This is a genomic window from Paenibacillus sp. An7 (genome assembly GCF_009870785.1).
Classification (GTDB): Bacteria; Bacillota; Bacilli; order Paenibacillales; family Paenibacillaceae; genus Paenibacillus.
This window is the reverse complement of record NZ_WTWX01000005.1, coordinates 1-26170: the sequence shown is the minus strand read 5'-3', so window position 1 is coordinate 26170 and position 26170 is coordinate 1. Positions and strand designations below refer to the sequence as shown.

Sequence of the window (26170 nt, the reverse complement as noted above, 5' to 3'; positions counted from 1 at the left end):
ATTCTTGACGGTCCTTGTAGGCTACTATATGATAATGTATGTCATAGTAATTTGTGGAATTTTTTAAGAGAAGAATGAAATATTTGGATGAAAAAGGGGGTCGGAAGAGGATGAGCAATCACAATGACAGTGAGCATAATGTGCCTAAGCCACCCAAGCGGAAAGAGATGTCACGCAGACAGTTTCTGACGTACACTTTGGGCGGAGCTACCGCATATATGGCTGCAGGTGTCGTTTTGCCTATGGTTCGATTTGGTGTGGATCCAATATTGCAGAAGAAAGATGAAGGCGCTTTTGTAAAAGCAGTTGAAGTGAGTAAAGTGACTTCGGAGCCTTTGGAAGTTCATTTTGAACTGAAACAGCAAGATGGTTGGTACACAAGCAATTCTTCACTCATTGCGTGGGTTCGCAGAGGGGAAGACGGTTCCATTTATGCATTGTCACCGATATGTAAACATCTTGGATGTACGGTTGGTTACAATAACAATCCTGAGCTGCCAAATCAATATTTCTGCCCTTGCCATGGTGCACACTATACTCAAGAGGGGAAACAGTTAGCAGTTGCTTCCAAGCCGCTTGATGAGTACGCCGTCAAGGAAGATGAAGGATGGGTTTACCTTGGGGAGATCATTCCGAATCAGAGAGTCCAATAGGAAGGCGTGAGTAGATGTTTAAAAATATTTACAACTGGGTCGACGAACGTCTGGATATCACTCCTATTTGGCGTGACGTTGCTGACCATGAAGTTCCTGAACACGTAAATCCAGCCCATCACTTTTCAGCGTTTGTGTATTGCTTTGGCGGACTTACGTTCTTCATCACGGTTATTCAGATTCTATCAGGAATGTTTCTAACGATGTATTACGTACCCGATATTATTAATGCGTATGCTAGTGTAGAGTTTTTGCAAACCCAAGTCGCTTTTGGTCAGATTGTACGAGGAATGCACCACTGGGGAGCCAGTCTGGTCATAGTGATGATGTTTTTACATACGATGCGGGTGTTTTTCACAGGATCCTATAAAGCCCCACGTGAGATGAACTGGGTAGTAGGAATGTTAATCTTTTTCGTTATGCTTGGACTTGGATTAACAGGTTATCTGCTGCCTTGGGATAACAAAGCTTACTTTGCAACCAAAGTAACGCTCGAGATCGCGAATACGGTTCCTTATCTGGGACCTGTTATCAAAGAACTTTTACAAGGCGGTACGATTGTTGGAGCTGAGACATTAACAAGATTCTTTGCCCTTCACGTGTTCTTCCTTCCTGCTGTTCTGCTTATTTTACTTGTAGGCCATTTTATTATGATCCGCCGACAAGGTATCTCCGGACCACTATAATAGAAGGGGGGAAACGCCTATGGCACACGGGAAAAAATCAGACGAAAAAGTTGTTTTTGTTGGAGATTCCAGGGTACGTAAAGGTATGGGATTTATTACACCGCCTGACTATACTTCTTATCCGGGGAAATCAGAGGCTTTTATACCAAACTTTCTGTTAAAAGAATGGATGGTAGGGGTCGTTGTTCTTGTTGGTTTTCTGGTGCTAACGATTTCTGAACCAGCGCCGCTTGGGTATCCAGCCGACCCTGGTGCATCGGTAATACCGATGCCTGACTGGTACTTTTTATTCTTATATCAATATCTGAAATATCCTTATGCTTCTGGTGATTATGTTGTACTTGGTTCACTCGGTGTTTCAGGTGTAGCATTTGGAGCTTTGCTCCTTGCACCTTTTCTAGATACGGGGAAAGAACGCCGTTTCTATAAGAGGCCCATTGCATCAACGCTTATGCTGCTATCCATTGTTTCGGTCTTCTATCTGACTAATGTAGCATGGACTCATTACCAACATGAGCTTGAAAAGTCCGGGCAAATTCCTGAACATATTGCACGTGAGGAAGAAGCACTTGAGAGACATAACGCAGGGCTTCCGACCTCAGTGGCGCCTACCACAGAAGAAGTAGCCATTGTAGATCCAGACGGAGTAGGTGCTGATACTTACAAAAAAGCTACCTGCGTAACCTGCCATGCTGCGGATCTGAAAGGGCAAATGGGACCTTCACTTCGGGGTATTGGCGATGTTCATAGCAAGGAAGAACTTCTCGGTATCATCCATGACGGTATTGGTGGTATGGGACCTCAATATGATCTGAATATTGCACAAGGTCTAACTGACGAAGATATTGACACTCTTGCAGACTGGCTTGCTTCCCAGAAAACGGCAGAGTAATATTAGAATACGGGTTACCAAAAAGGGCCTGACTGCTTCTATGAGCAGTCAGGCCCTTTTTAGAGAGAACTCAGTCACCATCATTCTTAGAAATGAAGATTAGATTATAAAGGAGGATGTAGGGCACGTGTTATCCCTATCTTTTTTTTGGAGCCGCTCTGTGCTGATGAACCGTAGATTTTTATGGCTCTTATTTTGGTGTAATTTACTAGGTACAGTATATGGATACATATGGTATGAAAATCAGCTTCTTTTCACACTTCAAAATTATCCGGCAGCGCTTCTTGTTTTTGTACCGGATAGCCCTACTGCTAGTTTATTTTTTACGTTGTCCCTTTTATTTCTGTTATACCCTCCTCAGAACCGCGGGTTGCAAGGGGTAGGTCATGTAATTCAGGGCCTTGCTGTTGTGACATCCGTCAAATATGGGGTATGGGCAGTGAGTATGATTGTAGCAGGATGGTCCTTCGGAGGAGATATGATCTGGCAGGATTTTATGCTGATTGCTTCTCACTTAGCGATGGCAGTAGAGGCACTTCTCTATGTTCGCTTCTTTGGATTTGGAATGGTTAGTCTAATTGTAGCAGCAGGGTGGACCCTCTTAAATGATGTCATGGATTACACATTTGGAATTTATCCGTATCTTCCTTATGAGCTGCATGATTACGTGAGTGAAGTACGTACTTTTACCTTCACGCTGACGATTCTTAGTTTTATAGCAGGCTGGATCGCCTTAAAAAAGGCAAAACGGTTATAGTTCTAGGTGGACATCTCTCTTCATACGATACAGTAGGAGGGGATGTCCTTGTTTTTTCGAATAAAACGTTCTTCCTTATTAATGGTGGGTCTACTATGTTGTACGCTACTGAGTCAGAATTTCTTGCTGAACACGGCATATGCGGAAAGTTCAGAGGAAGCGAGTCCAAGCCTTGTAAAGAGTGCTGAACAACTCAATCAGATCGCAACCTCCTTATACCGGAATGCGCCCGATTATAATCTATCTGCAGTACGGAAAGATGTAGAGGATTTAACGAGTAAAGTAGAGCGGTTCTCATTCGATGGGTTAACTACAGTAGAAGGGATGCATGCTCTCACGGAGACGATTGTCGAAGTGAAAGAAGCTACTGCCAGTGTGCAGGCTGCCTCGGACTCTTTACAGCATGCGTCTGCAAAACTGAGACTTGCAGTGGATAGTTTGGCTCATCCGGATAAGCCGCTGTGGCTTCAATACTACAAGATTATGAAAGAAGACTTATCCTCTATTGAACAAAGAGTAAAGAATGAACCAGGAACCGATATAACTACAAATTATATGGAACTGGAAAGTCATTATGAAACAATTCGTCCTGCAGCGATCATTCGGAGACAACCTTATGAGATTGAAAGATTTGATTCCTGGATGTCTTATCTAAAGGGACTTACTATGAGTAATGGAGTAAAACAACAAGACATTCTCGATACGTTAAAGCAGGGGGATGAATTTGCCAATGCTTTATTCGGCAGGGAGAAGGATGCAACCGCTTTTGTTCCCTTTGCAGCAGGGCCTGAACCTTGGGCAGCCAATTTATTCCTTGGTTCTGCAATTGTGGCAGTGCTGGCGTACGTCGGTTACCGTAAGTACAGGGGGAATCATCAATCCTATTTTTAGCCAGATATAATAAAAAGAAAAAAGAGAAAATAGTCCGGATGTCCGGGCTATTTTTCTGCTTCCTTGAAACCTTCTCCATGGACATCATGCACCTCATTAATAATGAGAAATGCGCTTGGATCGATGGATCTTACCATTTGATGAAGTTCTCTCATCTCTTGTCTAGAAACGACAGAGTATACAACATGCTTTGCTTTTTTTGAGTAGGCTCCAATCGCTGGAATCAGCGTAACCCCGCGTTCCATCTCTTTGGTTATTTTATCCGCAATTTCAGGGCCATAATCACTAATAATTGTAAATGCTTTGGCAGCATATGCCCCTTCTTGAATGAAGTCAATAACCTTGGATCCGATAAATACGGCAATGAGCGTATACAGGATTTTTTCAATAGGTATGTAAATAAGGGAAGACCCAATAATAACAATATCAATGGCGAGCATAACTCGTCCGATACTGAGCCCCGTTTTCTTGGACAGAATTCTTGCAATGATATCAGAACCCCCGGTTGTCCCCCCTGCACGAAACACAATCCCTAAACCAAGACCAATGGTAACACCGGCATAAAGTGCAGCAAGCAGTAGATCATGCTCTGTTTGCAAAGGAACGATATATCCTGCGTCTATTAAACGTTCAAATAAACCAAGGAAAATGGTAAGACCGATGATTCCGACACCGGTATAAATAATTTGTCTTCCGCCAAAAACTTTCCATCCCAGTAGAAACAGCGGGATATTAATGATGAGTGTAGATAGGGAAGGAGATATACCAAAAGCATAATTGAGAAGCACGGTAATACCCGTGACTCCGCCTTCCATCAATTGATTCGGGATAATGAAATACAGGAGACCGAACGCAAAAATGGCGGTGCCCACGAGGATTGGTACAATGATCTTAAGCTGCGCTGTAATCTTATTCATTTGAATGAATCCCTCACTAGTATTAGATTTGCCTAATGCTCAAATGTAGTATGCCTTTTTCATGGGAAGTTTAAAAAATGATTTGTTTTCACTTTCTCAATACGTTAACATATGGATGAAGTGAGTTATAAACATTGGTTAGTAAGGAGTATGCTCACATGGAAAAAACTTTATTAGAAATGCAAAAAGAAGTGGACGATTACATTTCCCAGTTTAAAGAAGGTTATTTCAGCCCGCTGACGATGCTCGCTCGAATGACGGAAGAAGTTGGAGAACTGGCACGTGAAGTCAAACACGAGTACGGAGAAAAACCTAAAAAAGCAACGGAAGCAGACAATTCCATAGAACTGGAGCTTGGTGACATTTTGTTTATAACCATTTGTTTTGCCAATTCGCTCGGAATAGATCTAACCGAAGCTCATGATAAAGTGATGCACAAATTTAATACGCGAGATAAGGATCGCTGGACGAAAAAGGACACCGATTAGGCCATTCTTACATATGCTGTACTGACCGACGATACGGGAGGTGCAAGCTAACGTGAAGGCTGACGACTACATTCAAGAAGCGTATAAAGCCATTTTTCATAATGACTTTGAACGGGCTGTCTACTGGTTTGAAACGGCATTAGCAGAGGAACCTAATAATCCAGAAATTCATTATCGCTGCTCGATTACGTATGCTCGTAATGGAAAGCTTGATCAGGCTTTTGTTCACGCGAACAAAGCAGCTGAGATCGCACCAGGGCATATTGAATATCTCATCCACATCAATCGTCTCCAGTCCAAAAAGCTGACTGCCATGTCTCGTGTTCTCATTGAGTCGTCAAATGCAGATCCAAAGAAGAATTACGATAAGGCACTGGAGCAATTGAAACAGGCGATTACGCTGGATCCGCTCTACACAGAAGCGTATGTATGGCTCGCCATTGCATATGCCGAGATAAATGAATATATACTGGCTATTGCTGTATTAAAGGAAGCAATCGCGATGGAACCTCAAAATGAACAATTAACAGATCTATTGCATGATTTTAATAAACGGATGAGAACATATTTCCAGAAACCAACCTAGTCAATCTAAGGAGTGTTCGTTTTGGCTGATAAAATTAAAGTTATTGTTGTAGGTGCAGGGGGGCGCATGGGGCGCGAGGTTGTTAAACTTGTGCTTCAGGATGAGGAATTAGAACTTGTTGCTGCAGTGAACCGTTCCGAAGCAGGTACGGATGCCGGCAAACTGGTAGGACTTGAACCTTGCGGAATCCTCGTTATGGATCAGCTTGAAAAAGCGCTGAGTCAGACCGATGCTGATGTCATGGTTGATTTCACAACACCTCAATATGCTTATGAGCATACCTCCCTGGCCATTTCTCATGGGGTAAGACCTGTCATGGGGACAACCGGTTTTACGACCGAACAGATTACGGAACTGGACAAGCAATGTGAAAAACAAGGGATTGGCGGCCTAATCGCACCGAATTTCTCAATTGGAGCGATCCTGATGATGAAATTTGCTGCACAAGCGGCGAAATATTTGCCAAACCTCGAAATTATTGAATATCACGGAGATCAGAAACTCGATGCACCATCAGGAACGGCTGTAAAAACAGCTGAGATGATCGCAGAGAATCGCAAAGAAATCCGTCAAGGAAATCCAAAAGAAGAAGAAACAATTGAAGGATCACGCGGCGGGTACTACAATGGTTTCCGTATTCATAGTGTTAGGCTTCCGGGTGTATTTGCGCAGCAAGAAGTTATTTTTGGTGACTTCGGACAAACGCTGAAGATTAGACACGACTCCTATGAGCGTGCCGGTTATATGCCAGGCGTTAAGATCGGGATTCAAAAAGTAATGGAATATACCGGAATGGTTTATGGATTCGATCATTTTATAGACTAGTAGTTTGAAAAGCCTCAATTTATAGACATAGGGAGAGAACAGATATGTTGAAAATCGCTTTTATTGCACATGACCGTAAAAAAGATGAAATGGTTAACTTTGTAACAGCATATGAACACGTATTTGTTGGACACCAGCTTTATTCAACGGGGACAACCGGGCAGCGTATCATGGCAGGTACCAATTTGAAAATTCATCGCTTTATGTCAGGCCCGCTTGGCGGTGACCAGCAGATTGGTGCACTTGTTGCTCAAAATGAGATGGACTTAATCATTTTCCTGCGCGATCCATTAATGGCACAGCCGCATGAACCGGATATCAATGCATTACTTCGTCTATGTGATGTCCAAGGAATTCCGCTTGCTACCAATGTAGCTACGGCTGAAATTTTGGTGAAGGCGCTGGATCGTGGAGATTTCGCATGGCGTCAGCTTGTACATAAATATAAACCAGGTACCGACGGTACAATTTCCGAATAGTAATTCGGAAAATTTATTATTCTTAAGTAAAAGGAGGCCCTTCTTTGAGTCAAGCGGGTAAACACTTAAAAATCGGGATTACCTGTTATCCGTCTCTAGGCGGTTCGGGTGTCGTAGCAACTGAGCTTGGAAAAAGGCTCGCCGAAAGAGGGCATCAGGTTCATTTTATTGCGAACAGTATACCTTTTCGACTTGGACAATTCCATAAAAACGTATTTTATCACGAGGTGGAAGTGAACGATTATTACGTCTTTCGCTATCCTCCTTATGATTTGTCATTAGCTACAAAAATGGCTCAAGTAGCCAAAGCACAGCAGCTCGACTTGCTTCATGTGCATTATGCGGTACCTCATGCGGTATGTGCCTATTTGGCCAAACAAATGGTGCCGGATGATTTAAAAGTCGTGACCACTCTGCATGGAACGGATATTACGGTACTTGCACAGGATGAATCACTCAAAGACTTGATACAGCTGGCTATTAATAAAAGTGATGCGGTCACAGCGGTCTCAAATGATTTAATTCACGAGACACATGAACTGCTTGATATTACGCGAGATATTGATCTTACGTATAATTTTGTGGATGAGAGAGTGTATTATCCAAGAGAAGTTTCATCTTTGCGGAGAGATTATGTAAGTGATCAAGAGAAAGTGCTCATGCATATTTCTAATTTCCGTCCAGTGAAGCGAACCCTGGATGTGATTGATGTGTTTGCAAAAGTTCAGCGAGAGCTTCCCGCGAAGCTGATCCTTGTTGGTGAAGGACCAGACTTACCTAAAATTCAGTGTAAAATCCAGGAGCTTGGTCTATCTGAAAAAGTTCTCTTTCTCGGAAAGCAAGATGATGTGGCCCAGGTAATTTCAATGGCTGATCTATTATTACTTCCATCTGAAAAAGAAAGCTTTGGTCTTGTTGCTCTTGAAGCAATGGCTTGCGGTGTACCCACGATCGGATCTACTGCAGGCGGAATTCCAGAACTCGTATTACACGGCCAAACAGGGATGTTATCCCCGATTGGAGATACGGAACAAATGGCAAAAGATGCTGTCCGCTTGCTAACAGATGGTGAACTGATGAACAAATTCAAAAAAGCTTGTCTTGAAAGAGCAAGCGTTAACTTTAATATTGATAAAATAACGGAACAGTATGAACGAATTTATAATCGGGTATTAACACAAAAACCGGCATCAATTTTATAAAAAATCCTGTGTGGATGAGGTTCGGTAAAGGAGTAAGTGGAATGAAGAAGTGGAATTATACGCTTCCAGCAATGGCCGCTGGGGGAGAACAAGTGCTGCAAAAACTAAACGAGCAGGGTTACGATGCCTTTTTTGTTGGTGGGTGTGTGCGGGACGAGCTTATGCATAGAACGGTTACGGACATGGACATCACAACTTCGGCAACGCCTGAACAGGTTATTGCTCTCTTTCCGGACTCCATTCCTACCGGGCTTCAGCATGGGACAGTTACGGTGCGAAGTAACGGACATCATTATGAAGTTACGACTTTTCGTACGGAGAGCGGTTATGAAGATTTTCGCCGCCCGACCGAAGTACAATTTGTGGATCGAGTAGAAGACGATTTAAAACGAAGAGACTTTACGATGAATGCGATTGCCCGTAATGTAACCGGCGATTTGCTCGATCCTTTTTCCGGTCAAGAGGATATTAAACAAGGTACTGTTAAGTGTGTCGGGACCCCAGAAGAAAGATTTGAAGAAGACGCCCTTCGCATCATGAGAGGCGTTCGTTTTGCTTCCGTTTTCAATTTTGGGCTGGAGACAGATACTTGGTCGGGAATGATTCGTCAGCGTGATAAACTCGCTTACATAGCGATGGAACGAGTTCGTACGGAGATGGATAAAATGATGGCGGGTCCTTTTCCTTCTAAAGGTGTTGAGCTTCTAATGGACAGCCGCATTTTAGAATATGTAAAGTCTCCCGTTCGTCTTGCTTCATTGGACCGCAATCTTACTGGATATCTAGATAAACTTCCGCAGCAAGCAATTTATCGCTATGAAATGTTGCTGTTGTTACTTGAGATGGGTTCATCGGAGGCTGGTTCCTTACTTCGGGAATGGACATTTTCAGGCGAAGCACGTGATCGAATAACAAATATGTTAGCCTTTCATGAGCATATTTTGAGTTTGTTTGAAAAGCTCGCCTTAAATATGGAGCAGCTTGAGAAAACAGAACTTTTGAGTTTGCTGCGTACAGACTGGATCCCCCTTGTTCTTCGGTTTGGAAGAGAAGCGGCTCAAGACTGGATACTGATCAATAGGGGAATAGCAGTTGAAGAGGATATCTTTTCTCCTGCGTATCGCAACCTTTGTCCCTTGCTGCTTCTTAAAGCGGAAGATTGGACTGCTGAAATGAATGTATATCACGTAAAAGATCTGGCGCTCGGAGGGGCTGACTTGATGAGAGTCACAGGGCGCAAGGGCGGGCCTTGGCTCGGTTTAACCATGAAGAGACTTTTACATGTTGTAGCACTGGGACAGATTCCTAATGACCACGATTCATTATTAGATGCAGCGAAGAAGGTGATTGAAGATGAAGTTTAAATTGTTGCTCGATCTATTTGATGAAAAGTCAAATGGCTTTCTTTCCGGAGAAGAAATCAGTAACCGATTATCCATCAGCAGAGCTGCGGTATGGAAACAAATTAACCAATTGCGTGAGCTCGGTTATGAATTCGAAGCGGTGTCCCGTAAAGGATATCGTTTACTCTACAAACCCGATGAGTATGAGCATAAGGATCTTATGCAAAATATAAACACAGCCGTTTTTGGAAGCAAGCTTCATCTTCTGGAATCAACAACCTCTACGCAGATCGAAGCAATCAAACTTGCAGAAGAAGGAGCCGAAGCAGGAACGCTGGTAATCTCCGATATGCAGACGAGCGGGCGAGGGCGTCTTGGACGCAGCTGGTTCTCTCCTGCTGGAAAAGGCATCTGGATGAGCCTGGTGTTACGTCCGGAATTGCCGGTTAGATTTATGCCTCAGTTAACGTTGTTAACAGGCGTAGCAGTCTGCAGTGCGATTCGAAAAGTTACGGGAGTGGAAGCAGGACTCAAATGGCCAAATGATATTTTAATTGGCGGCCGTAAAGTGTGCGGTATTCTTCTTGAAGCAGCTACCGAAGATAACAAGGTTAGATATTGTATTGCAGGGATTGGCATTGATGTTAATTTGTCTGAACAGGATTATCCAGAAGAACTGCGAAGTATAGCTACTTCTCTGCGAATGGAAGCGGGAACTTCTGTGTCTCGGTCCAAACTGATCGGTGAAGTGATGAATGAACTCGAAACAAGATATTTGCAGTATGAGAAGGAAGGATTTGCTCCGATCTTGAGAGAGTGGGAAGCTTTATCAGCCTCTATTGGGAAACAAGTACGCTCGGTAGCACTCAACCAGGTGATCGAAGGAACGGCAATTGGTTTATCCGACAGCGGAGGCCTTATGGTTTTGACGGAAGAAGGAACGAATTCTACTATTTTTTCCGGTGAAGTGGAGATAATACAATAAGGGCAGCAAGCTTTGTAAGCATATGTGATAACAGGATGGCTTCTCCATCCATCTTTTTATGGTTCATCCTGTATGCTTTAGATTAATTATTCCGAGGCATAGACATTTGATCTTTTTTTGGTATACTTTCTTCTTGAGGCGGTATTAAATGATTACCATTTGAATTGCACTCAATAAGTTAGTTTGCTTTGTAAACTATATTTATAGGTTTGTTGGATTCTGCTCTGAGCCGAAGAGGACCGAGACAGAAGGGACGATCGTTAAGTGACTCTTTTTTGACTTTTGGGACCTTTTTAGTGACAACTAAAAGGTTTTTTTGTGTGTTTAATATCTAAACCTCCAGGGCCCAGCTGATGAGAATCCGTAGGACATTACGCTTTTTGAACATCTAAAGACTTACGGTCAATATCAGAACAGAAGGGAGCCACATCCAAATGGCTGCAGTAAAAAAACCACTTAATATCGTGAAAATGAAAAAAATGAAAGAAAATAAAGAGCCGATCACAATGGTGACTGCTTACGATTATCCTTCCGCGTTACTTGCTGAGGAAGCGGGAGTGGATATGATTCTTGTAGGAGATTCACTTGGTAACGTTGTGCTTGGATATAACTCCACAATTCCTGTAACACTCGATGATATGGTTTACCACAGCCGCTCGGTTGCACGCGGGGCTGAGCATACATTTATTGTTGCCGATATGCCTTTTATGACGTATCACGGCAGCATCGACGAAAGCTTGCGCGGTGTTCGCAGATTAATGCAGGAAGGGCATGCCCATGCCGTAAAACTGGAGGGCGGAGCTGAGATTGCAGACACCGTTCGTACCATTGTTTCCGCAGGTGTTCCTGTTCTTGGACACATTGGACTAACGCCTCAGTCTGTGAATCAAATTGGTGGATTCCGGGTACAAGGAAAAGACGCGCAAGATGCAAAACGACTGCTTGAAGACGCTAAGGCTCTAGAAAAAGCAGGTGCTTTTGCAGTAGTACTGGAGCTTGTAACTGAAGAAGTAGCGGAAGCAATCTCCCGCGAGCTGAGCATCCCAACCATTGGTATTGGTGCAGGTCGAGGGTGCGATGGGCAAGTTCTTGTGTTCCATGATATTGTTCAGTATGCTTCTCCTTATATTCCGAAACGATTTGTGAAAACGTACAGTGATGTAGGTTCCCTCATTCGTGAGAGCATTGCGAGTTACGTTAAAGAAGTAAAAGAAAGATCTTTCCCAGCTGAAGAGCATGTATTTACGGCAGAAGACGGTGTCGTTGAATCGCTGTACGGAAATCATAAAGCAGAGGTGGACAACTAAGATGATTACCGTTCGTTGTATTCAGGAACTAAGATCACAAATTGCAGGGATGAAAAAGCAGATTTCAAAACCCGAAGTAACGGTTGGTTTTGTGCCTACAATGGGTTACCTGCATGAAGGTCATGCCAGTTTGATGAAACAAGCAAGAAACAAAACGGATATTGTTGTTCTTAGTATTTTTGTGAACCCAATCCAGTTTGGTCCAAATGAGGATTTCGAAAGTTACCCGCGTGATGAGAAGAGAGATCTTGCGGTAGCTGAAAAAGAAGGAGTGGATATTGTATTTATTCCTTCGGTTGAAGAAATGTATCCACAGCCTACGAAGACGACGATTCAAGTCGCTGGTCTGACAGAACGCCTATGCGGTGCTTCTCGTCCAGGTCACTTTGACGGCGTAACTACGGTTGTTGCCAAACTGTTCAATATCGTTCAGCCTGATTTCGCATTTTTTGGTATGAAAGATGCGCAGCAAGTGGCAGTGCTGTCGCAAATGGTTGCGGATTTGAATATACCTGTAACCATTGTTCCTTGCCCGATTATGAGAGAGGACGACGGGCTTGCTTTGAGCTCTCGTAACGTCTATTTGAGCAGTGAGGAACGTTCGCAGGCTCTCTGCTTATCACGTTCCCTTGCACTTGCTGAGAAAGCAAGTAAAGAACGTGCGGATATCACCATTGGTGAGCTTCGCAGCCTGGTTACCGCAGAGATCAAGAAATCACCTGTTGCCGTGATTGACTATGTGGAAATTTTGACATTCCCCGGCTTACAGCCGATAGATGAAGAACAGAAACTTACCGATCTAGAAGATGTGATTGTTGCATTAGCCGTTAAATTCGGCAAAACTCGTCTGATCGATAATCATCGTTTACAGAAAGTGAAGGTGGTCTCGCATGTTTAGAACTTTAATGAAATCTAAAATACATCGTGCAACTGTAACAGAGGCAAATTTGAATTATGTAGGAAGTATTACCATTGACCGCGATCTAATGGAAGCAGCGGATATTTTTGAGAACGAGAAAGTACAGATTGTGAATAACAATAATGGAGCCAGATTAGAGACTTATGTTATTCCCGGCCCGCGCGGTTCTGGAACGATTTGTCTGAACGGTGCTGCAGCTCGTCTCGTTCAGCCAGGAGATACGGTTATTATTATCTCTTATGCGATGATGGATGCAGCAGAGATGGCAAGTCATAAGCCTACTGTTGTATTTGTTAATGATGCGAACAAACCGGTTCAAACGGTTCAACAGGAAGTTCACGCTACGATCATGTAATCCATGGGAATAAGGAATGAAAACTGCCCATTACGCAGAAAATGTGATTAGGTTACTGCACTAATCCATTTTACCGAGGGTGGGATGCAAGCCATGTTTCACTATTTATTCGCCGAAATGAATGATGCGCTTGATGAGATTGAAAAGTATTATTCTGCTGCACCTGCCGTTAAGAAACAAGAAATGTTACGAAAGTGGAATTTGCTAAAACAGATGAGCGATGGAATTATGGATGAGTGGATGTCATTCGAAGAAAAAATGGCTCGGATACGGGAAAGCGGTTTGTTCCGCGGAACGGATCCCTTTACCATGATTCCAGAACTCAAGCTTCAATCTTTTGTCAAAGGACAGGGTTATTTTAAGCTTCTTATGTATAAACACGCGGCTGAAGAATTTAACAAAGTCGTTGAATTGTACCCGGAAAGTTTAATGTCTCGTCTGTATTTAGCTGTGTCGTATCTTCATTTAGAAGAAACACATGTGGCTGCAAAGGAACTGAATCGAATTTTGCTGAACAGCGATCAGCCTAGACTTAAAGCGCTGGCATATAATGCACTTGGCTGTATCCATGCCAAACATACGGATCTTGAGAAAGCTCTTTCCTGTTTTGCACTTTCTCTAAAGCTTGATCCTAGTTTGCAAGAGCCGCTGTATAATCTGGAAGCATGCAGATCTAATAGCGGAAAACTCCATTATGGAACCCAGTTGCTTGCTCTCTCCTAGAGATGAATCAAAAGGCAGTGCAGTGCATCAAAAAGGCGATGTCTCTTCATTTGGCATCGTCATTTTTTTGTGCTCTAATGTTCAAAAGTCTTTTTTTTTGCTATGCTACTAAAGAGACTGGATGAAGGGAACGTTTAATTGTAATGAAATTTGCCGTGCTTGATTTTGAAACAACAGGTACCCAGTCTGATGGAGAAATTACCCAGGTTGGACTTACCATAATAGATCATGATTTAAGTATAAAAGAGACATACAGCTCTTATGTCAATCCTGGCGTTCCCATTCCACCTTTTATTACTGGACTTACTGGAATTTCGGACGACGATGTCAAAGATGCACCTCATCTTGAAGAAATGATGATGGAACTTGTTCCATTGCTGGATGATGTTGTACTTGTTGGTCATAATGTAGCTTTTGATTTTTACTTTTTGCAAAATGCGTTAGATCGATGCGGATACCTGCCGTTTACAGGCCGTATTTTGGATACGATGGACTTTTTGAAAGTTTGTTTTCCTTCGCTTTCCTCTTACCAGCTGGGTTATGTTTCCACTGAATTTGGATTTGAACATGACAGACCACACCAAGCGGATAGCGATGCACTGGCAACTGCTCATGTATTTCTGAAAAGCATCGACGAACTGAGAGGTTTACCTTTGATTACACTGCAGCGTCTTTCGGACCTCTTTCCTGTAGAGGAAAGTGATTTCGGCTGGTTTTTAGATGGACTGCTGGCAGAGAAGGAAAGCGAGCCGATTCAGGATCTGGACGGTCAGAAATACTACAGGCAACTTGCGCTCGCCATTGATGATTGGTCTACGATTGCTCCGCCACGGGACGAACATGCGCCGAACCCTTTGGAGAATCAATCGTTTAGCAAGTATATGGAGAAGGTCCAACAGAACTTAAAAGAAAAACTTCCCAACTATGAACAAAGGGAAGCGCAAAATATGATGTTCGACGAAGTGAATAAAGCACTATATGAGGACAAGCATTTACTAATTGAGGCGGGAACAGGAACAGGTAAATCCCTTGGATATTTGTTGCCTTCAATTTACCAAAGTGTTAAGCAGGAGACGAAGGTTACGGTAAGTACACACACGATAAATCTGCAGGAACAACTGCGTGAACGTGATCTTCCTTTGTTAACAAAAGTCATTCCTTTTCCTTTTAAAGCAGCGATCTTCAAAGGTCGCGGACATTATCTTTGTCTGCGTAAGTTTGAACAGAAGCTGAATAATAAAGAATTTGCTACACCCAAAGAAGATGTGTTTACAGCTGCCCAGATGCTCGTCTGGCTCACGCAAACAGAAACCGGAGATGATGAAGAACTAAACTTAAGCCACCGGGGAACAGATTTCTGGGAGACCGTGCAAAGCGAGTCTGAATCCTGTTTAGGACGGAGCTGTCCTTGGTTTAAAAAATGTTTTTATCATCGTGCACGTCATGAAGCGGGAATTGCAGATGTTGTAATTACCAATCACTCGAAACTGTTTACAGATGTGAAAGCCAGCCATCAACTGCTTCCAAGTTATGACTATTTAGTGATTGATGAAGCTCATCATTTAGAAGACGTAGCTGGTAAACATCTAGGGATGCATATGAAATATTTCTCAGTGGTCCATACGCTAACAAGACTGTTTAAGGATAGTCGTAACGGTCAGTTTCCTGCACTTCATCAGCAAATCGTTCAGTCAGGACATGAGAAATACGTGGAATGGACTTCAGCTATTGACGAATTGTTCCCATTTGCTCTTGAAGCGAAAGAAGAATGGGATACACTGAGTGATATGCTATTTAAGCTGTTACCAGAGAGAATGGATGCTGCGCCAGGAGATTCGGGACAGTTCTCGCTAAGACTGAAGCCGCAAGCAAAGCCAAAAGCATGGGACAAAATCTCAAAACATGAAAATCAGTTTTATGTCACAGTAGGCGAGATGGTTCGCAAAGCCGATAAGCTCCTTGGAGAAGTGAGAGAAGAACTAGATGATTATGCATCAGATAGTCTCATTACGGATATCACAGGTCTTGTCAGAGATTTAGCAGAACTTAGGGATAATCTGAGACTCTTTATGCGGCTTGACGATACAGGTACCGTATACTGGCTTGAAGCAAGCGGTCAGTTTAGAAGTAAGTCCCTGCAGCTATACGCAGTTCCTGTCGATGTAAGTTCACATTTGAAGGAACTGTTTTTTGATAAAAAACACAGTGTGATCCTGACCTCTGCTACGTTATCTGTAGACAAGTCATTTCAATTTATGATCGATCAGCTGGGACTATCAGAGGCACAGGAAAAAGGCAGGCTTTTGACGTCCTTGCTGCCATCGCCATTTAATTATAGGGATCAGGCACTTCTTGTCATTCCCCGCGATTTTCCAAGCGTAAAAGGAAGTGTAGGGGATGATCACTTTGTAAGTATGCTGGTGACTTCACTTGCGGAGACAGCGAAGGCAACCAAAGGCAGAATGTTAGTGTTGTTTACATCCTACCGTATGCTGAGACAAGTGCATGAACCTCTAAAAGAAGCACTTGCAGCTAGTGACATCACGGTGCTTGGACAAGGGGTAGATACAGGCAGCCGGACAAAACTTACACGTCGATTCCAAGAGGCTAAGGCTTCTGTCTTGCTTGGAACAAGCAGCTTCTGGGAAGGTGTAGATATTCCAGGAGAAGCTTTAACTTGCCTTGCGATCGTACGGCTGCCTTTTCAGCCGCCCAGCCATCCGGTAGTGGAAGCAAAAAGTGAACTCTTGGAAAAAGAAAAGAAAAACCCTTTCATGAAACTTTCTGTTCCACAGGCAGTGATCCGGTTCAAACAAGGTTTTGGACGGCTCGTTCGTACAGCACAGGACAGAGGTATCGTTATCGTTTATGATACAAGGGTTATTGAATCCTATTATGGAAAGTACTTTTTGTACTCCCTGCCAGGTCCCAAAATGGAACACATGGTTACGGAAAAAATGGTTCCAAGGATTAGTGAATGGCTGATGGAACATGAAACGAATAAAGAATAAGACGGAACATAAGTAATTTGTGTTTTGATGTAAGGGGGAGTTAACATTGAAGTCGGATAAAATTTCAGAGGCAGTCGTTCGCCGGCTGCCCGTATATCTGCGTTATCTGCAGGAGCTATTTAAAAGAGAAGTGACAACGGTATCCTCTCAAGAACTCGGACTTAAACTGGATTTAAATCCAGCTCAGATCCGTAAAGATTTAGCTTATTTTGGTGATTTTGGACGGAAAGGAATCGGATATGACGTTGCTTATCTTATCGATAAAATTCGTCAAATTCTCAAAATTGACCAAGTCATCAATGTTGCCCTCGTTGGAGCAGGTAATCTCGGTCAAGCTTTATCTAACTATAACCGCTATGTAAAAGACAATATGAAGATTGTTGCCGTGTTTGACTCGTATGATAAAAAAATTGGAACGATGATCAATACACTTACGGTGCAACCAATGGAAGAGTTACAGGATACAGTGAAAGAACGTAATATCCGGATTGGCATCATTACGGTGCCTGATTTTGAAGCTCAGCGTGTAGCGGATTGCATGGTTGAAGCAGGTATAGAGGCCATACTTAATTTTGCACCGATTATTATTAAAGCTCCGCCGCATATTCGGATCCATACGGCCGATTTCACAACAGATCTATTAAGCCTTGCTTATTATCTGGAAAGCGAAGAAGGAAAGGAAGTTACAGAGGATGAATAGTCATAAATGGCTTATTAAGAACGGACAATTCGCAGTTAGTGATCCAGAATGGCGAATCGTAAAAGGGTATATGCTTGTAGAGAATGATAAGATTGTCTACATAGGCGAGAAACTCCCTGAGGGGGAGGAAGAAACAACCGTTTTTGACGGGAAAAATCTACTCTTTATTCCTGGTCTAATCAATACGCACGGTCACGCTGCTATGTCTCTTCTGAGAGGATATGGAGATGACCTTGCACTCCAAATTTGGCTTCAAGAAAAAATGTGGCCAATGGAAGAGAAGTTCACGGCAGACGATGTATATTGGGGAGCTTCCTTGTCGATCCTGGAGATGATTAAAGGGGGCACAACCGCTTTTCTAGACATGTATGATCAGATGGATCAAGTGGCTAAAGTAGTAGAGGAGTCAGGGATACGTGCAAGCCTGATGCGCGGTGTTATTGGATTCGGTTCAGATGAACTGCGAGCTGCTAAACTTGCTGAAGCGACTTCTTTTGCTAAGGAATGGAACGGGCAGGCGAATGGCAGAATTACTACGATGTTGTCACCTCATGCACCGTATACATGTGGTCCTGAGTTTATTGAGAAATTTGTTCAGGCAGCACATGACTTGGACCTGCCGCTTCATACGCACATGTCTGAGACAAAGGCAGAGGTAGAGCAGAATGTGAAAGATTATGGACTCCGTCCGGTTGCTCACTTAGAGAAATTGGGCTTCTTCTCCCGTCCATCTCTCGTGGCGCATGCGGTTCATTTAACTGACGAAGAAATTGAGATTCTTGCTAAATATAATGTGGCTGTAGCGCACAATCCAGGAAGTAACCTCAAACTTGCCAGCGGTGTAGCTCGAGTTCCGGATCTATTAAAAGCGGGGGTTGTTGTATCCTTAGCAACGGATGGACCTGCAAGCAATAATAATCTAGACATGTTTGAAGAGATGCGTCTCGCAGCCCTTATCCATAAAGGAGTCTCTGGTGACCCAACGGCGGTTCCAGCGACAGAAGCTCTACGTATGGGAACAGAATACGGAGCAAAATCGATCTATGTTGAAGATACGGGAACGCTTGCAGCAGGCAAAAAAGCAGATTTTATAGCGATTGATTTAGATCAGGCGCACTTTTTGCCATATTCAGATTTGATCTCTCATGTTGTATACTCGGCAAGTGCTAAAGACGTAAAACATGTTTGGGTGGATGGCAAGCAGTTGTTAAAAGATGGTGAAGCTCTTACTTTAGATGAAGAACGTATTAAGCGTGAAGCAGAATCTGCATTTAAAGGACTGAAAGCCCGCTAGGGCGAAGGGTGAGAAGGGAGTCCCGCCTTGAGGAGAAATCGGAAAAAGTGGATATACATTAGTATTCTTACCGTATTACTAATTTTATTTGGAATTTATCAATTTTATGTTTACGTAATGAAAGATCAGTGGGCGGAAAGAGATCTGGCGGTGTCGATTGCAGAGCAGCAGACACAGCTTACATCCGTTACAAAAACGCAGAAATCGGTTTGGGGAGAAGAGTCGATCTATTGGACGATTGAAGGCACGAACAGCGAGAGTAAGCCAATTATGGTCTGGGTTCAGTTCGGGATGGATCATAAACCAGTGAGTGGGAAAAACAGTGTTCATACTGAACTCATTGAGAATAGTTTCTCTGAAGATGAAATGTTCGCCAAAATCGCTGCAGAGTTAGGCAATATAGAGATTATTCATTTGCATCCAAGCTACTACAATAAAACATATGTATGGCAGCTCTTTTATAAGCAAGATGGCAAATATGTGTATCGATTCTACCAATTTAGTGATGGAACCGAAATAGGGAATGGATATCAACTGCCCGATTAAGGAATAAAATAGATATAACAAATAACCCCCATATGGTCGATATAGATCATTCGGGGGTTATTTTATGTGGTAACATAGAAAAATATTTCATAGTTTAGATTTCATGCTTACGATATGTTATGCTATATTTATAGATTTTATTTACAGTAAAAACAATAAAAAGACTAAAAGGCAAGGGAGGTTGTCACTTGAAATTGCGTCCCATCCCAATTGCAGTATCTTTGTTCGTTACTGCTACATTGCTGTTTGGAGGCTGGTTTGCTTACCGTCAGGTGGCTATGATTAAACCAATTGACAAACTGGTATCAACATACGATGGTGTCAACAATGTTCAAATAGATATTACCCCTAAAGAAGTGACTTTGAATCTCGATTTGGAACCTCAAACGAATCTTAGGGGTCTAGTTGAACTTATTCATACAGACGGAAATCCGTATTTGAAGGGAAAGAAACTTAAACTTGACGTAAAAAATCATTCTACAGAGGAACTCGACGAATTTTGGTCAAGTGCCTTATTTACGGTGGCAGAAGCAATGGAAACGAGACAATATACGCAGATTCCTGAAGAACTGCAGAAAATGAGCGACGGCAGCATACAAGTAGATTACGATATGGATGATCAGAATGTGTATGTAAGTCTATCTGACGGAGAAGCAAGCAAGTTTATTATTCTGCCGCGCCAGTCGGCAACGATGGGGGTATGGCCAAATGCCTAAATGGACCAAGGAAATCTTGATTGGAGCAACGCCCGTCATCATTATATTTCTCGTCTATATCGGTGTTAATGTAGTTCCTTTATTGCTTATGGGACTTCTGGTTGGAGGTGTATTTCTTCTCATGCAGATGCGCGGCGGTCTGACCGTTGGTGCAAGCAGTGAAAGAAAACGAAAAAAGGCAGGCCCGCCGAAGCTCACTTTTGAGGAAATAGGTGGTCAAGATAGTGCGAAACAGGAGCTTAGAGAAGCACTTGATTTTTTAATCAGACATGAGGAAATACAGAAATTTGGTATCCGTCCCTTAAAAGGAATCTTGTTAACCGGCCCTCCGGGAACAGGTAAGACACTCATGGCCAAAGCAGCAGCACATTACACGAATTCCGTGTTTATTGCTACATCAGGCAGTGAATTTGTAGAGATGTATGTAGGTGTGGGGGCGGGCCGTGTTCGGGAGTTGTTCCGTGACGCGAGAACGCGAGCAGCCAAGGAAAACAAAGAAAATGCAATTATTTTTATTGATGAGATCGATGTTATTGGAGGTAAGCGAGAAGGCGGACAACAACGTGAATACGATCAGACCCTGAACCAGCTTCTGACGGAAATGGATGGGATTTATACATCAGAGGCGCCGCGTATTCTAATCATAGCTGCAACCAACCGTAAAGAAATGCTGGACAGCGCTTTGCTTCGCCCAGGACGTTTTGATAGACATATACAAGTGGACTTGCCGGATAAAAAAGGACGCAGACACATTCTTGAACTGCATGCCAAAAACAAGCCGCTTGATAAAAGCACCAACATGGACAAAATTGCGGAAGAATCTTATGGCTTCTCTGGCGCACAACTGGAAAGTCTAATGAACGAAGCAGCGATTTATGCGATGCGGGATGATAGCCAGTATATTACACAAAAACATCTATCCATGGCCATTGATAAGGTGATGATGGGTGAAAAAACAGACAGAGAGTCAAATGAAGATGAGAAAAAACGGGTAGCCGTACACGAATTAGGACATGCCATTGCGGCAGAAGCTGTACGTCCTAATAGTGTCGGCCAAGTTGCATTAAGTCCGCGTGGACAAGCGTTAGGCTATGTAAGACATAACCCGCAAGTAGAACAATACTTATACACCAAAGACTTTTTAGAAGCTCAAATTATGATAGCACTTGGCGGTGCTGCAGCAGAGGAAATTTACTATGGGGGCCGCAGTACGGGTTCGAGAAATGATTTTGAGCAAGCATTAGATATTGTTAAAACCATGATCAGCTCTGGACTTACGGAACTCGGAATTGTGCATCTGGAGATGGTCTCCCAAGCGGACATGTCGAAAGAAAACGCAGCGATATTAAATGAACTTTTCTCCCGTACAAAACAGCTGCTTATCGATCACGGTCCTATCTTTGATCAATCATTAAGTATCCTGCTTAAAGAAGAAGTGTTATCTGGTGATGAATTTCGCAAATTATTCAAAGAAAGTACATTATTGCCAGCATAATCTATGATGCTGGTTATTTTTTTTTACTTTTGTTTCATGCTAAGATATTATTAGATGTTGGGTCATAAAATGTATTCTTCATGTTTCGACAAAGAAGAATACAAAAAATTACTAGAGACCAAGAAAGGGATGGAGTAGTTACCATGTTGTTTAAAAAAATAGGAGTTATCGGCGGAGGTACAATGGGCCAAGGTATAGCAGAGATGCTTGCAGCCAAAGGCCTCGACGTCTTGCTTGTAGAACAAACCCCTGAGAAATTAGATCATTCAGTAGAAATGATTGAAACAGGACTAGACAAGAAATTAGAGAAGTGGGCTATCACCCAAGCAGAGAAGAAATTGATCTTGTCCAGAATCCATAAAACGACAAGTTATGAGGAACTTTCTGTTTGCGATTTGATCATAGAGACCATTACGGAAGATCTGGAAGAGAAAAAAGTTCTCTTTAGAAAACTGGAAGAAGCAATTGGTAAAGATATTATTCTGACTAGTAATACTTCTACTCTTAGCTTAACTGAGCTTGCAGGTTCCATTAATTCGCCTGAACGTATGATTGGACTTCACTGGACACATCCGGTTTCCAGCATTGATATGGTTGAGATTATTCGTGGTCTTAAAACTTCAGATGAAACGTTCAATGCAACAAAACAGTTTGTAGAAGAAGTGCTAGGCAAAAAAGGGATCATGGTTTATGAGTCCCCTGGATTTGTTACTTCTCGTCTGATCTGCCTTCACATTAACGAAGCTCTTCATCTGCTTGAAGAGGGAGTTGCTTCTGCAGAAGATATCGATGAAGCAGTACGCATTGGTTACAAATTCCAACATGGGCCGCTTGAAATGGCGGATCGTTTCGGACTTGATTCTGTTCATGCAGCGCTTGATGGAATGTTCCGCGAGTTTGGTGAACTGAAGTATAGACCATCTACTGTTTTGAAAAAAATGGTTCGCGCTGGACAACTCGGCGTAAAAACAGGAGAAGGCTTCTTCAAGTACGACAAGGATGGTGACCGAGTATGAAAATTTTAGTTATCAATTCAGGGAGTTCTTCTCTGAAATATCAAGTATATGACATGACGAATGAATCTGTTCTTGCAAAAGGACTTGTAGAACGGATTGGTATGGATTCTTCTATTTTGAATCACAAACCTACAGGCAAAGAAGAAATTACAGAAGTTAGTGAAATTCTTGAGCATAACACTGCTATTCGTAAAGTGCTCGACAAATTGACTCATGAAGAACACGGTGTAATGAGCTCGATTTCCGAAATTCAAGCAGTAGGTCACCGCGTAGTGCACGGCGGGGAAGCTTTTAAAGAATCTGCTCTTGTAACAGACGAAGTAAAAGCTGAGATCCGTCGTCTGATCGACCTTGCTCCGCTTCATAACCCAGCAGCAATGATGGGAATTAACGCTGCAGAGCTTAATATGCCGGGTATCCCGCAGGTTGTCGTATTTGATACTGCGTTCCATCAAACGATGCCTGAGCACGCATACCTGTATGCTATTCCACGTGTACTTTATAACAAGTACAAAGTACGTCGTTATGGTGCACACGGTACTTCCCACGATTTTGTAAGTAAAGCAGCTGCTGAATTCCTTAATCGTCCGATCGAAGACCTGAAGATCATTACATGCCACGTAGGTAACGGAGGCAGCTTAACAGCAGTGAAGAATGGGGTTTCCGTTGATACTTCGATGGGTATGACTCCTCTTGAAGGTCTGATGATGGGAACACGCAGCGGGGATCTCGATCCAGCGATTGTACCTTATGTGATGAACAAAGAAGAGCTTACGATTAACGAAGTGAATTCGATGCTTAATAAACATAGTGGACTGCTTGCTATCTCCGGTATCAGCAGTGACATGCGTGAGATTACAGAAGGAATGGAGAACGGTGAGCCAAACTCTACACTTGCTTTCAATATGTATGAGTACCGTCTTCGTAAATACATTGGTTCCTATGCTGCAGCGATGAACGGTGTGGATGTTATCGTCTTTACAGCAGGGGTTGGAGAGAATTCTGTTGTGCTTCGTCAGCGTGTACTTGAGCAGCTTACTTACCTTGGTGTTGAAGTAGACGAAGAGCTGAATAAAATCCGTTCTGGTGAGCCGCGCCGTATCTCTTCAACAAATTCCAAAGTAGAGGTTCTCGTGATTCCAACGAATGAAGAACTTGTGATTGCACGCGATACACATCGTATTGTAGAAGCAACTCAATAATTAATAATATATAAGCAGGGAGAGATCGGAATGAGCACGAAAAGTGACATTCGCAATGTCAGCAAGCACGTTGGAGAGACAGTAACGATCGGTGCTTGGGTCAATAACAAGCGCTCCAGCGGTAAAATACAATTTTTACAGCTTCGCGACGGTACAGGCTAGATCCAGGGGGTTGTGGTGAAAAGTGAAGTTTCTGAAGAAATTTGGAACAACGCGAAAAGCCTCACCCAAGAAAGTTCACTGTATGTAACAGGGGTGGTTCGTGAAGAGCCGCGCAGCCAGTCTGGATATGAACTTACAGTTACAGGAATTGAAATTATTCATTTAACTGAAAATTATCCTATTACGCCGAAAGAACACGGTGTTGATTTCTTGATGGATCATCGCCACCTGTGGCTTCGTTCGAACAAACAGCGTGCAATTATGGTGATTCGTGCGGAAATTATCCGCGCAGTTCAGGAGTATTTTGATACCAATGGATTTACGATTGTAGATCCTCCGATCCTGACACCTTCTTCTGCTGAAGGAACAACCAACCTGTTCCACATCAAATATTTTGATGAGGATGCATACCTGACACAAAGCGGTCAGCTTTATATGGAAGCAGCTGCAATGGCTCTTGGTAAAGTGTATTCCTTTGGTCCTACTTTCCGTGCAGAAAAATCCAAAACTCGCCGTCACTTGATTGAGTTCTGGATGATTGAACCGGAAATGGCATTTGTGGATCATGAAGAAAGCTTGCGTATTCAGGAAGAGTTCATTTCACACGTAGTACAGTCGGTAGTGAAAAACTGCCGTAAAGAGCTGGAAAGCATCGGCCGTGATATCTCTAAACTCGAGAATATCAAAGCTCCATTCCCGCGTATTACGTATGATGAAGCAATTACATTCCTGCAAGGAGAAGGTTTTGATATTCCATGGGGTGAAGATTTTGGTGCTCCTCATGAAACAGCAATTGCCGAAAAATACGACAAACCTGTATTCATTACTCACTATCCAGCAGGAATTAAAGCTTTCTATATGAAACCAGATCCGAACCGTCCAGAAGTGGTATTATGTGCAGACATGATCGCACCGGAAGGATACGGCGAAATTATCGGCGGCTCCCAGCGTATTGATGATCCGAAACTGATGGAAGAGCGTTTTGAAGAGCATAATCTTTCCCGTGAAGCTTATCAGTGGTACTTGGATCTTCGCACCTATGGATCTGTTCCTCACTCCGGATTTGGTCTTGGACTTGAACGTACAGTAGCTTGGATTTGCGGACTTGATCATGTACGTGAAACAATCCCATTCCCACGCACACTGTATCGTCTTTATCCGTAAGGACCTTAGGAGGTATGTAAATGAGCGAACCAGGTGAGGGTACATGGGTGAAAGGTATTGCTTACGGGATGTCTATGGGGAGCGTTCAGCTCCCTTATGCACTGCTCCGTTATTACACCCGGCTTGGTTTGTCAGATGGAGAGATGCTTCTAATCCAACATCTGATATCATTTCAACAGCTGGAAGGAAATGATTTTCCGACGCTTGAGGAATTGGCAGTTCGAATGAACATACCGCCGGAACAGGTTGCTCGTGGCTTACAGAGGCTGATGAGAGATGGTTTTGTTAGTATAGACGAAGATTTGGATAAAGCGAGCGGCATACAATACGAGCGTTATAATGTGCTTGGATTATATGTAAAACTTGCGGAATGTCTTCAAGAAGAATCATCTTCCCCAGCGGTTGCTCGAAAATCAGCAGCATTACCTTATCAGCAGAATGCAAGACAAACGATGGAAGAAGCCGAAGAACGTAATATGTTCCGAGTTTTTGAGAATGAGTTCGGCAGACCTCTATCTCCCATGGAATATGAAACGATCTCTGGCTGGATCGATCAGGATCGATACCCTGAAGAGTTGATATTGCTTGCTCTGAAGGAAGCCGTGTTTGCTGGAAAAGTACATTTCAGATATATTGATCGTATATTACTGGAATGGAGCCGTAATAGAGTTAAGACAACCGAGGATGTAAAAGCATACGCCGCCCGCTTCCGTAGTGGTGGACGTTAATCATATAGGTTATATAAGGCACTCCTTTATAAGGGGTGCCCAGATTGTAGACAAAAGGCATTCGGAATGTATTCATTCTGAATGCCTTTTGTCATTTCTACTTCTTTTCATGAATAAATCAGACCGGT

General features: G+C 42.9%; 26 protein-coding genes and 1 pseudogene. 26 read left to right on the top strand and 1 reads right to left on the bottom strand.

Going from position 1 to position 26170, the window contains the following annotated elements:
• Positions 1-110 precede the first annotated feature (110 nt).
• From GQY27_RS08405 to GQY27_RS08385, 5 genes are all read left to right on the top strand, one after another.
• Positions 111-653, top strand: a complete 543-nt coding sequence (locus GQY27_RS08405; protein ID WP_160033223.1) for a Rieske (2Fe-2S) protein — start codon at positions 111-113, stop codon at positions 651-653.
• 14 nt (positions 654-667) lie between these two features.
• A complete protein-coding gene (gene qcrB, locus GQY27_RS08400; RefSeq protein ID WP_160033221.1) occupies positions 668-1339 on the top strand; it encodes a menaquinol-cytochrome c reductase cytochrome b subunit in 672 nt (223 codons plus the stop codon).
• A gap of 19 nt (positions 1340-1358) precedes the next feature.
• Positions 1359-2231: a menaquinol-cytochrome c reductase cytochrome b/c subunit gene (locus GQY27_RS08395; protein ID WP_160033219.1), complete on the top strand. Its 873-nt coding sequence runs from the start codon at positions 1359-1361 to the stop codon at positions 2229-2231.
• A gap of 166 nt (positions 2232-2397) precedes the next feature.
• Entirely contained in the window at positions 2398-2988 is a 591-nt protein-coding gene (locus GQY27_RS08390; protein WP_160033217.1) for a DUF1405 domain-containing protein, read from the top strand.
• Between the two features lie 48 nt (positions 2989-3036).
• Entirely contained in the window at positions 3037-3879 is an 843-nt protein-coding gene (locus GQY27_RS08385) for a sporulation protein YpjB (RefSeq protein WP_160033215.1), read from the top strand.
• Positions 3880-3926: 47 nt separating this feature from the next.
• Here GQY27_RS08385 and GQY27_RS08380 read toward each other — a convergent pair whose 3' ends face one another.
• Positions 3927-4796, bottom strand: a complete 870-nt coding sequence (locus GQY27_RS08380) for a YitT family protein (RefSeq protein ID WP_442950893.1) — start codon at positions 4794-4796, stop codon at positions 3927-3929.
• A gap of 158 nt (positions 4797-4954) precedes the next feature.
• Here GQY27_RS08380 and GQY27_RS08375 point away from each other — a divergent pair, with 158 nt between their 5' ends.
• From GQY27_RS08375 to GQY27_RS08275, 21 genes and pseudogenes are all read left to right on the top strand, one after another.
• A complete protein-coding gene (locus tag GQY27_RS08375) occupies positions 4955-5284 on the top strand; it encodes a nucleotide pyrophosphohydrolase (protein WP_160033213.1) in 330 nt (109 codons plus the stop codon).
• Between the two features lie 52 nt (positions 5285-5336).
• Positions 5337-5870, top strand: coding sequence for a tetratricopeptide repeat protein (locus GQY27_RS08370; RefSeq protein ID WP_160033211.1), 534 nt, complete (start codon positions 5337-5339; stop codon positions 5868-5870).
• 21 nt (positions 5871-5891) lie between these two features.
• Complete coding sequence (gene dapB / locus GQY27_RS08365; RefSeq protein WP_160033209.1) at positions 5892-6695, top strand: 4-hydroxy-tetrahydrodipicolinate reductase; 804 nt, start codon at positions 5892-5894, stop codon at positions 6693-6695.
• A gap of 44 nt (positions 6696-6739) precedes the next feature.
• Positions 6740-7174, top strand: a complete 435-nt coding sequence (gene mgsA, locus GQY27_RS08360) for a methylglyoxal synthase (RefSeq protein ID WP_160033207.1) — start codon at positions 6740-6742, stop codon at positions 7172-7174.
• 44 nt (positions 7175-7218) lie between these two features.
• A complete protein-coding gene (gene bshA, locus GQY27_RS08355) occupies positions 7219-8376 on the top strand; it encodes an N-acetyl-alpha-D-glucosaminyl L-malate synthase BshA (protein ID WP_160033205.1) in 1158 nt (385 codons plus the stop codon).
• Positions 8377-8417: 41 nt separating this feature from the next.
• On the top strand, positions 8418-9740 hold the full coding sequence (locus tag GQY27_RS08350; protein ID WP_160033203.1) for a CCA tRNA nucleotidyltransferase: 1323 nt from the start codon (positions 8418-8420) through the stop codon (positions 9738-9740).
• Positions 9730-10704 (top strand): biotin--[acetyl-CoA-carboxylase] ligase, encoded by a 975-nt coding sequence (locus GQY27_RS08345; RefSeq protein ID WP_160033201.1) that lies wholly within the window; start codon positions 9730-9732, stop codon positions 10702-10704. Before GQY27_RS08350 ends, GQY27_RS08345 begins: the two co-directional genes overlap by 11 nt.
• Positions 10705-11138: 434 nt before the next feature.
• Positions 11139-12011, top strand: coding sequence for a 3-methyl-2-oxobutanoate hydroxymethyltransferase (gene panB / locus GQY27_RS08340; RefSeq protein ID WP_160033199.1), 873 nt, complete (start codon positions 11139-11141; stop codon positions 12009-12011).
• A 1-nt stretch (position 12012) separates the two neighbouring features.
• Entirely contained in the window at positions 12013-12909 is an 897-nt protein-coding gene (gene panC, locus GQY27_RS08335) for a pantoate--beta-alanine ligase (RefSeq protein WP_160033197.1), read from the top strand.
• A complete protein-coding gene (panD, locus tag GQY27_RS08330) occupies positions 12902-13285 on the top strand; it encodes an aspartate 1-decarboxylase (protein ID WP_160033195.1) in 384 nt (127 codons plus the stop codon). Before panC ends, panD begins: the two co-directional genes overlap by 8 nt.
• Before the next feature lie 93 nt (positions 13286-13378).
• The gene (locus GQY27_RS08325; RefSeq protein ID WP_160033193.1) at positions 13379-14008 is read left to right on the top strand and encodes a tetratricopeptide repeat protein; all 630 of its coding nucleotides are present in this window, start codon (positions 13379-13381) and stop codon (positions 14006-14008) included.
• A gap of 143 nt (positions 14009-14151) precedes the next feature.
• Complete coding sequence (dinG, locus tag GQY27_RS08320) at positions 14152-17019, top strand: ATP-dependent DNA helicase DinG, 3'-5' exoribonuclease type (protein ID WP_160033191.1); 2868 nt, start codon at positions 14152-14154, stop codon at positions 17017-17019.
• Positions 17020-17065: 46 nt separating this feature from the next.
• Positions 17066-17719: a redox-sensing transcriptional repressor Rex gene (locus GQY27_RS08315; RefSeq protein ID WP_160033190.1), complete on the top strand. Its 654-nt coding sequence runs from the start codon at positions 17066-17068 to the stop codon at positions 17717-17719.
• Positions 17712-19013, top strand: coding sequence for an amidohydrolase (locus GQY27_RS08310; protein ID WP_160033188.1), 1302 nt, complete (start codon positions 17712-17714; stop codon positions 19011-19013). The genes GQY27_RS08315 and GQY27_RS08310 overlap by 8 nt, the downstream gene beginning before the upstream one ends.
• Positions 19014-19040: 27 nt before the next feature.
• Positions 19041-19559: a cell wall elongation regulator TseB-like domain-containing protein gene (locus tag GQY27_RS08305; protein WP_236570535.1), complete on the top strand. Its 519-nt coding sequence runs from the start codon at positions 19041-19043 to the stop codon at positions 19557-19559.
• 188 nt (positions 19560-19747) lie between these two features.
• Positions 19748-20275, top strand: a complete 528-nt coding sequence (locus GQY27_RS08300) for a hypothetical protein (protein WP_160033186.1) — start codon at positions 19748-19750, stop codon at positions 20273-20275.
• Positions 20268-21770, top strand: a complete 1503-nt coding sequence (locus GQY27_RS08295; protein WP_160033184.1) for an AAA family ATPase — start codon at positions 20268-20270, stop codon at positions 21768-21770. The genes GQY27_RS08300 and GQY27_RS08295 overlap by 8 nt, the downstream gene beginning before the upstream one ends.
• A gap of 143 nt (positions 21771-21913) precedes the next feature.
• A complete protein-coding gene (locus GQY27_RS08290) occupies positions 21914-22786 on the top strand; it encodes a 3-hydroxyacyl-CoA dehydrogenase family protein (protein WP_160033182.1) in 873 nt (290 codons plus the stop codon).
• Positions 22783-23988, top strand: coding sequence for an acetate/propionate family kinase (locus GQY27_RS08285; protein WP_160033180.1), 1206 nt, complete (start codon positions 22783-22785; stop codon positions 23986-23988). The genes GQY27_RS08290 and GQY27_RS08285 overlap by 4 nt, the downstream gene beginning before the upstream one ends.
• Before the next feature lie 30 nt (positions 23989-24018).
• Positions 24019-25314, top strand: a pseudogene (gene asnS, locus GQY27_RS08280) (asparagine--tRNA ligase).
• A gap of 20 nt (positions 25315-25334) precedes the next feature.
• Positions 25335-26042: a DnaD domain-containing protein gene (locus GQY27_RS08275; RefSeq protein ID WP_160033178.1), complete on the top strand. Its 708-nt coding sequence runs from the start codon at positions 25335-25337 to the stop codon at positions 26040-26042.
• Positions 26043-26170 lie beyond the last annotated feature (128 nt).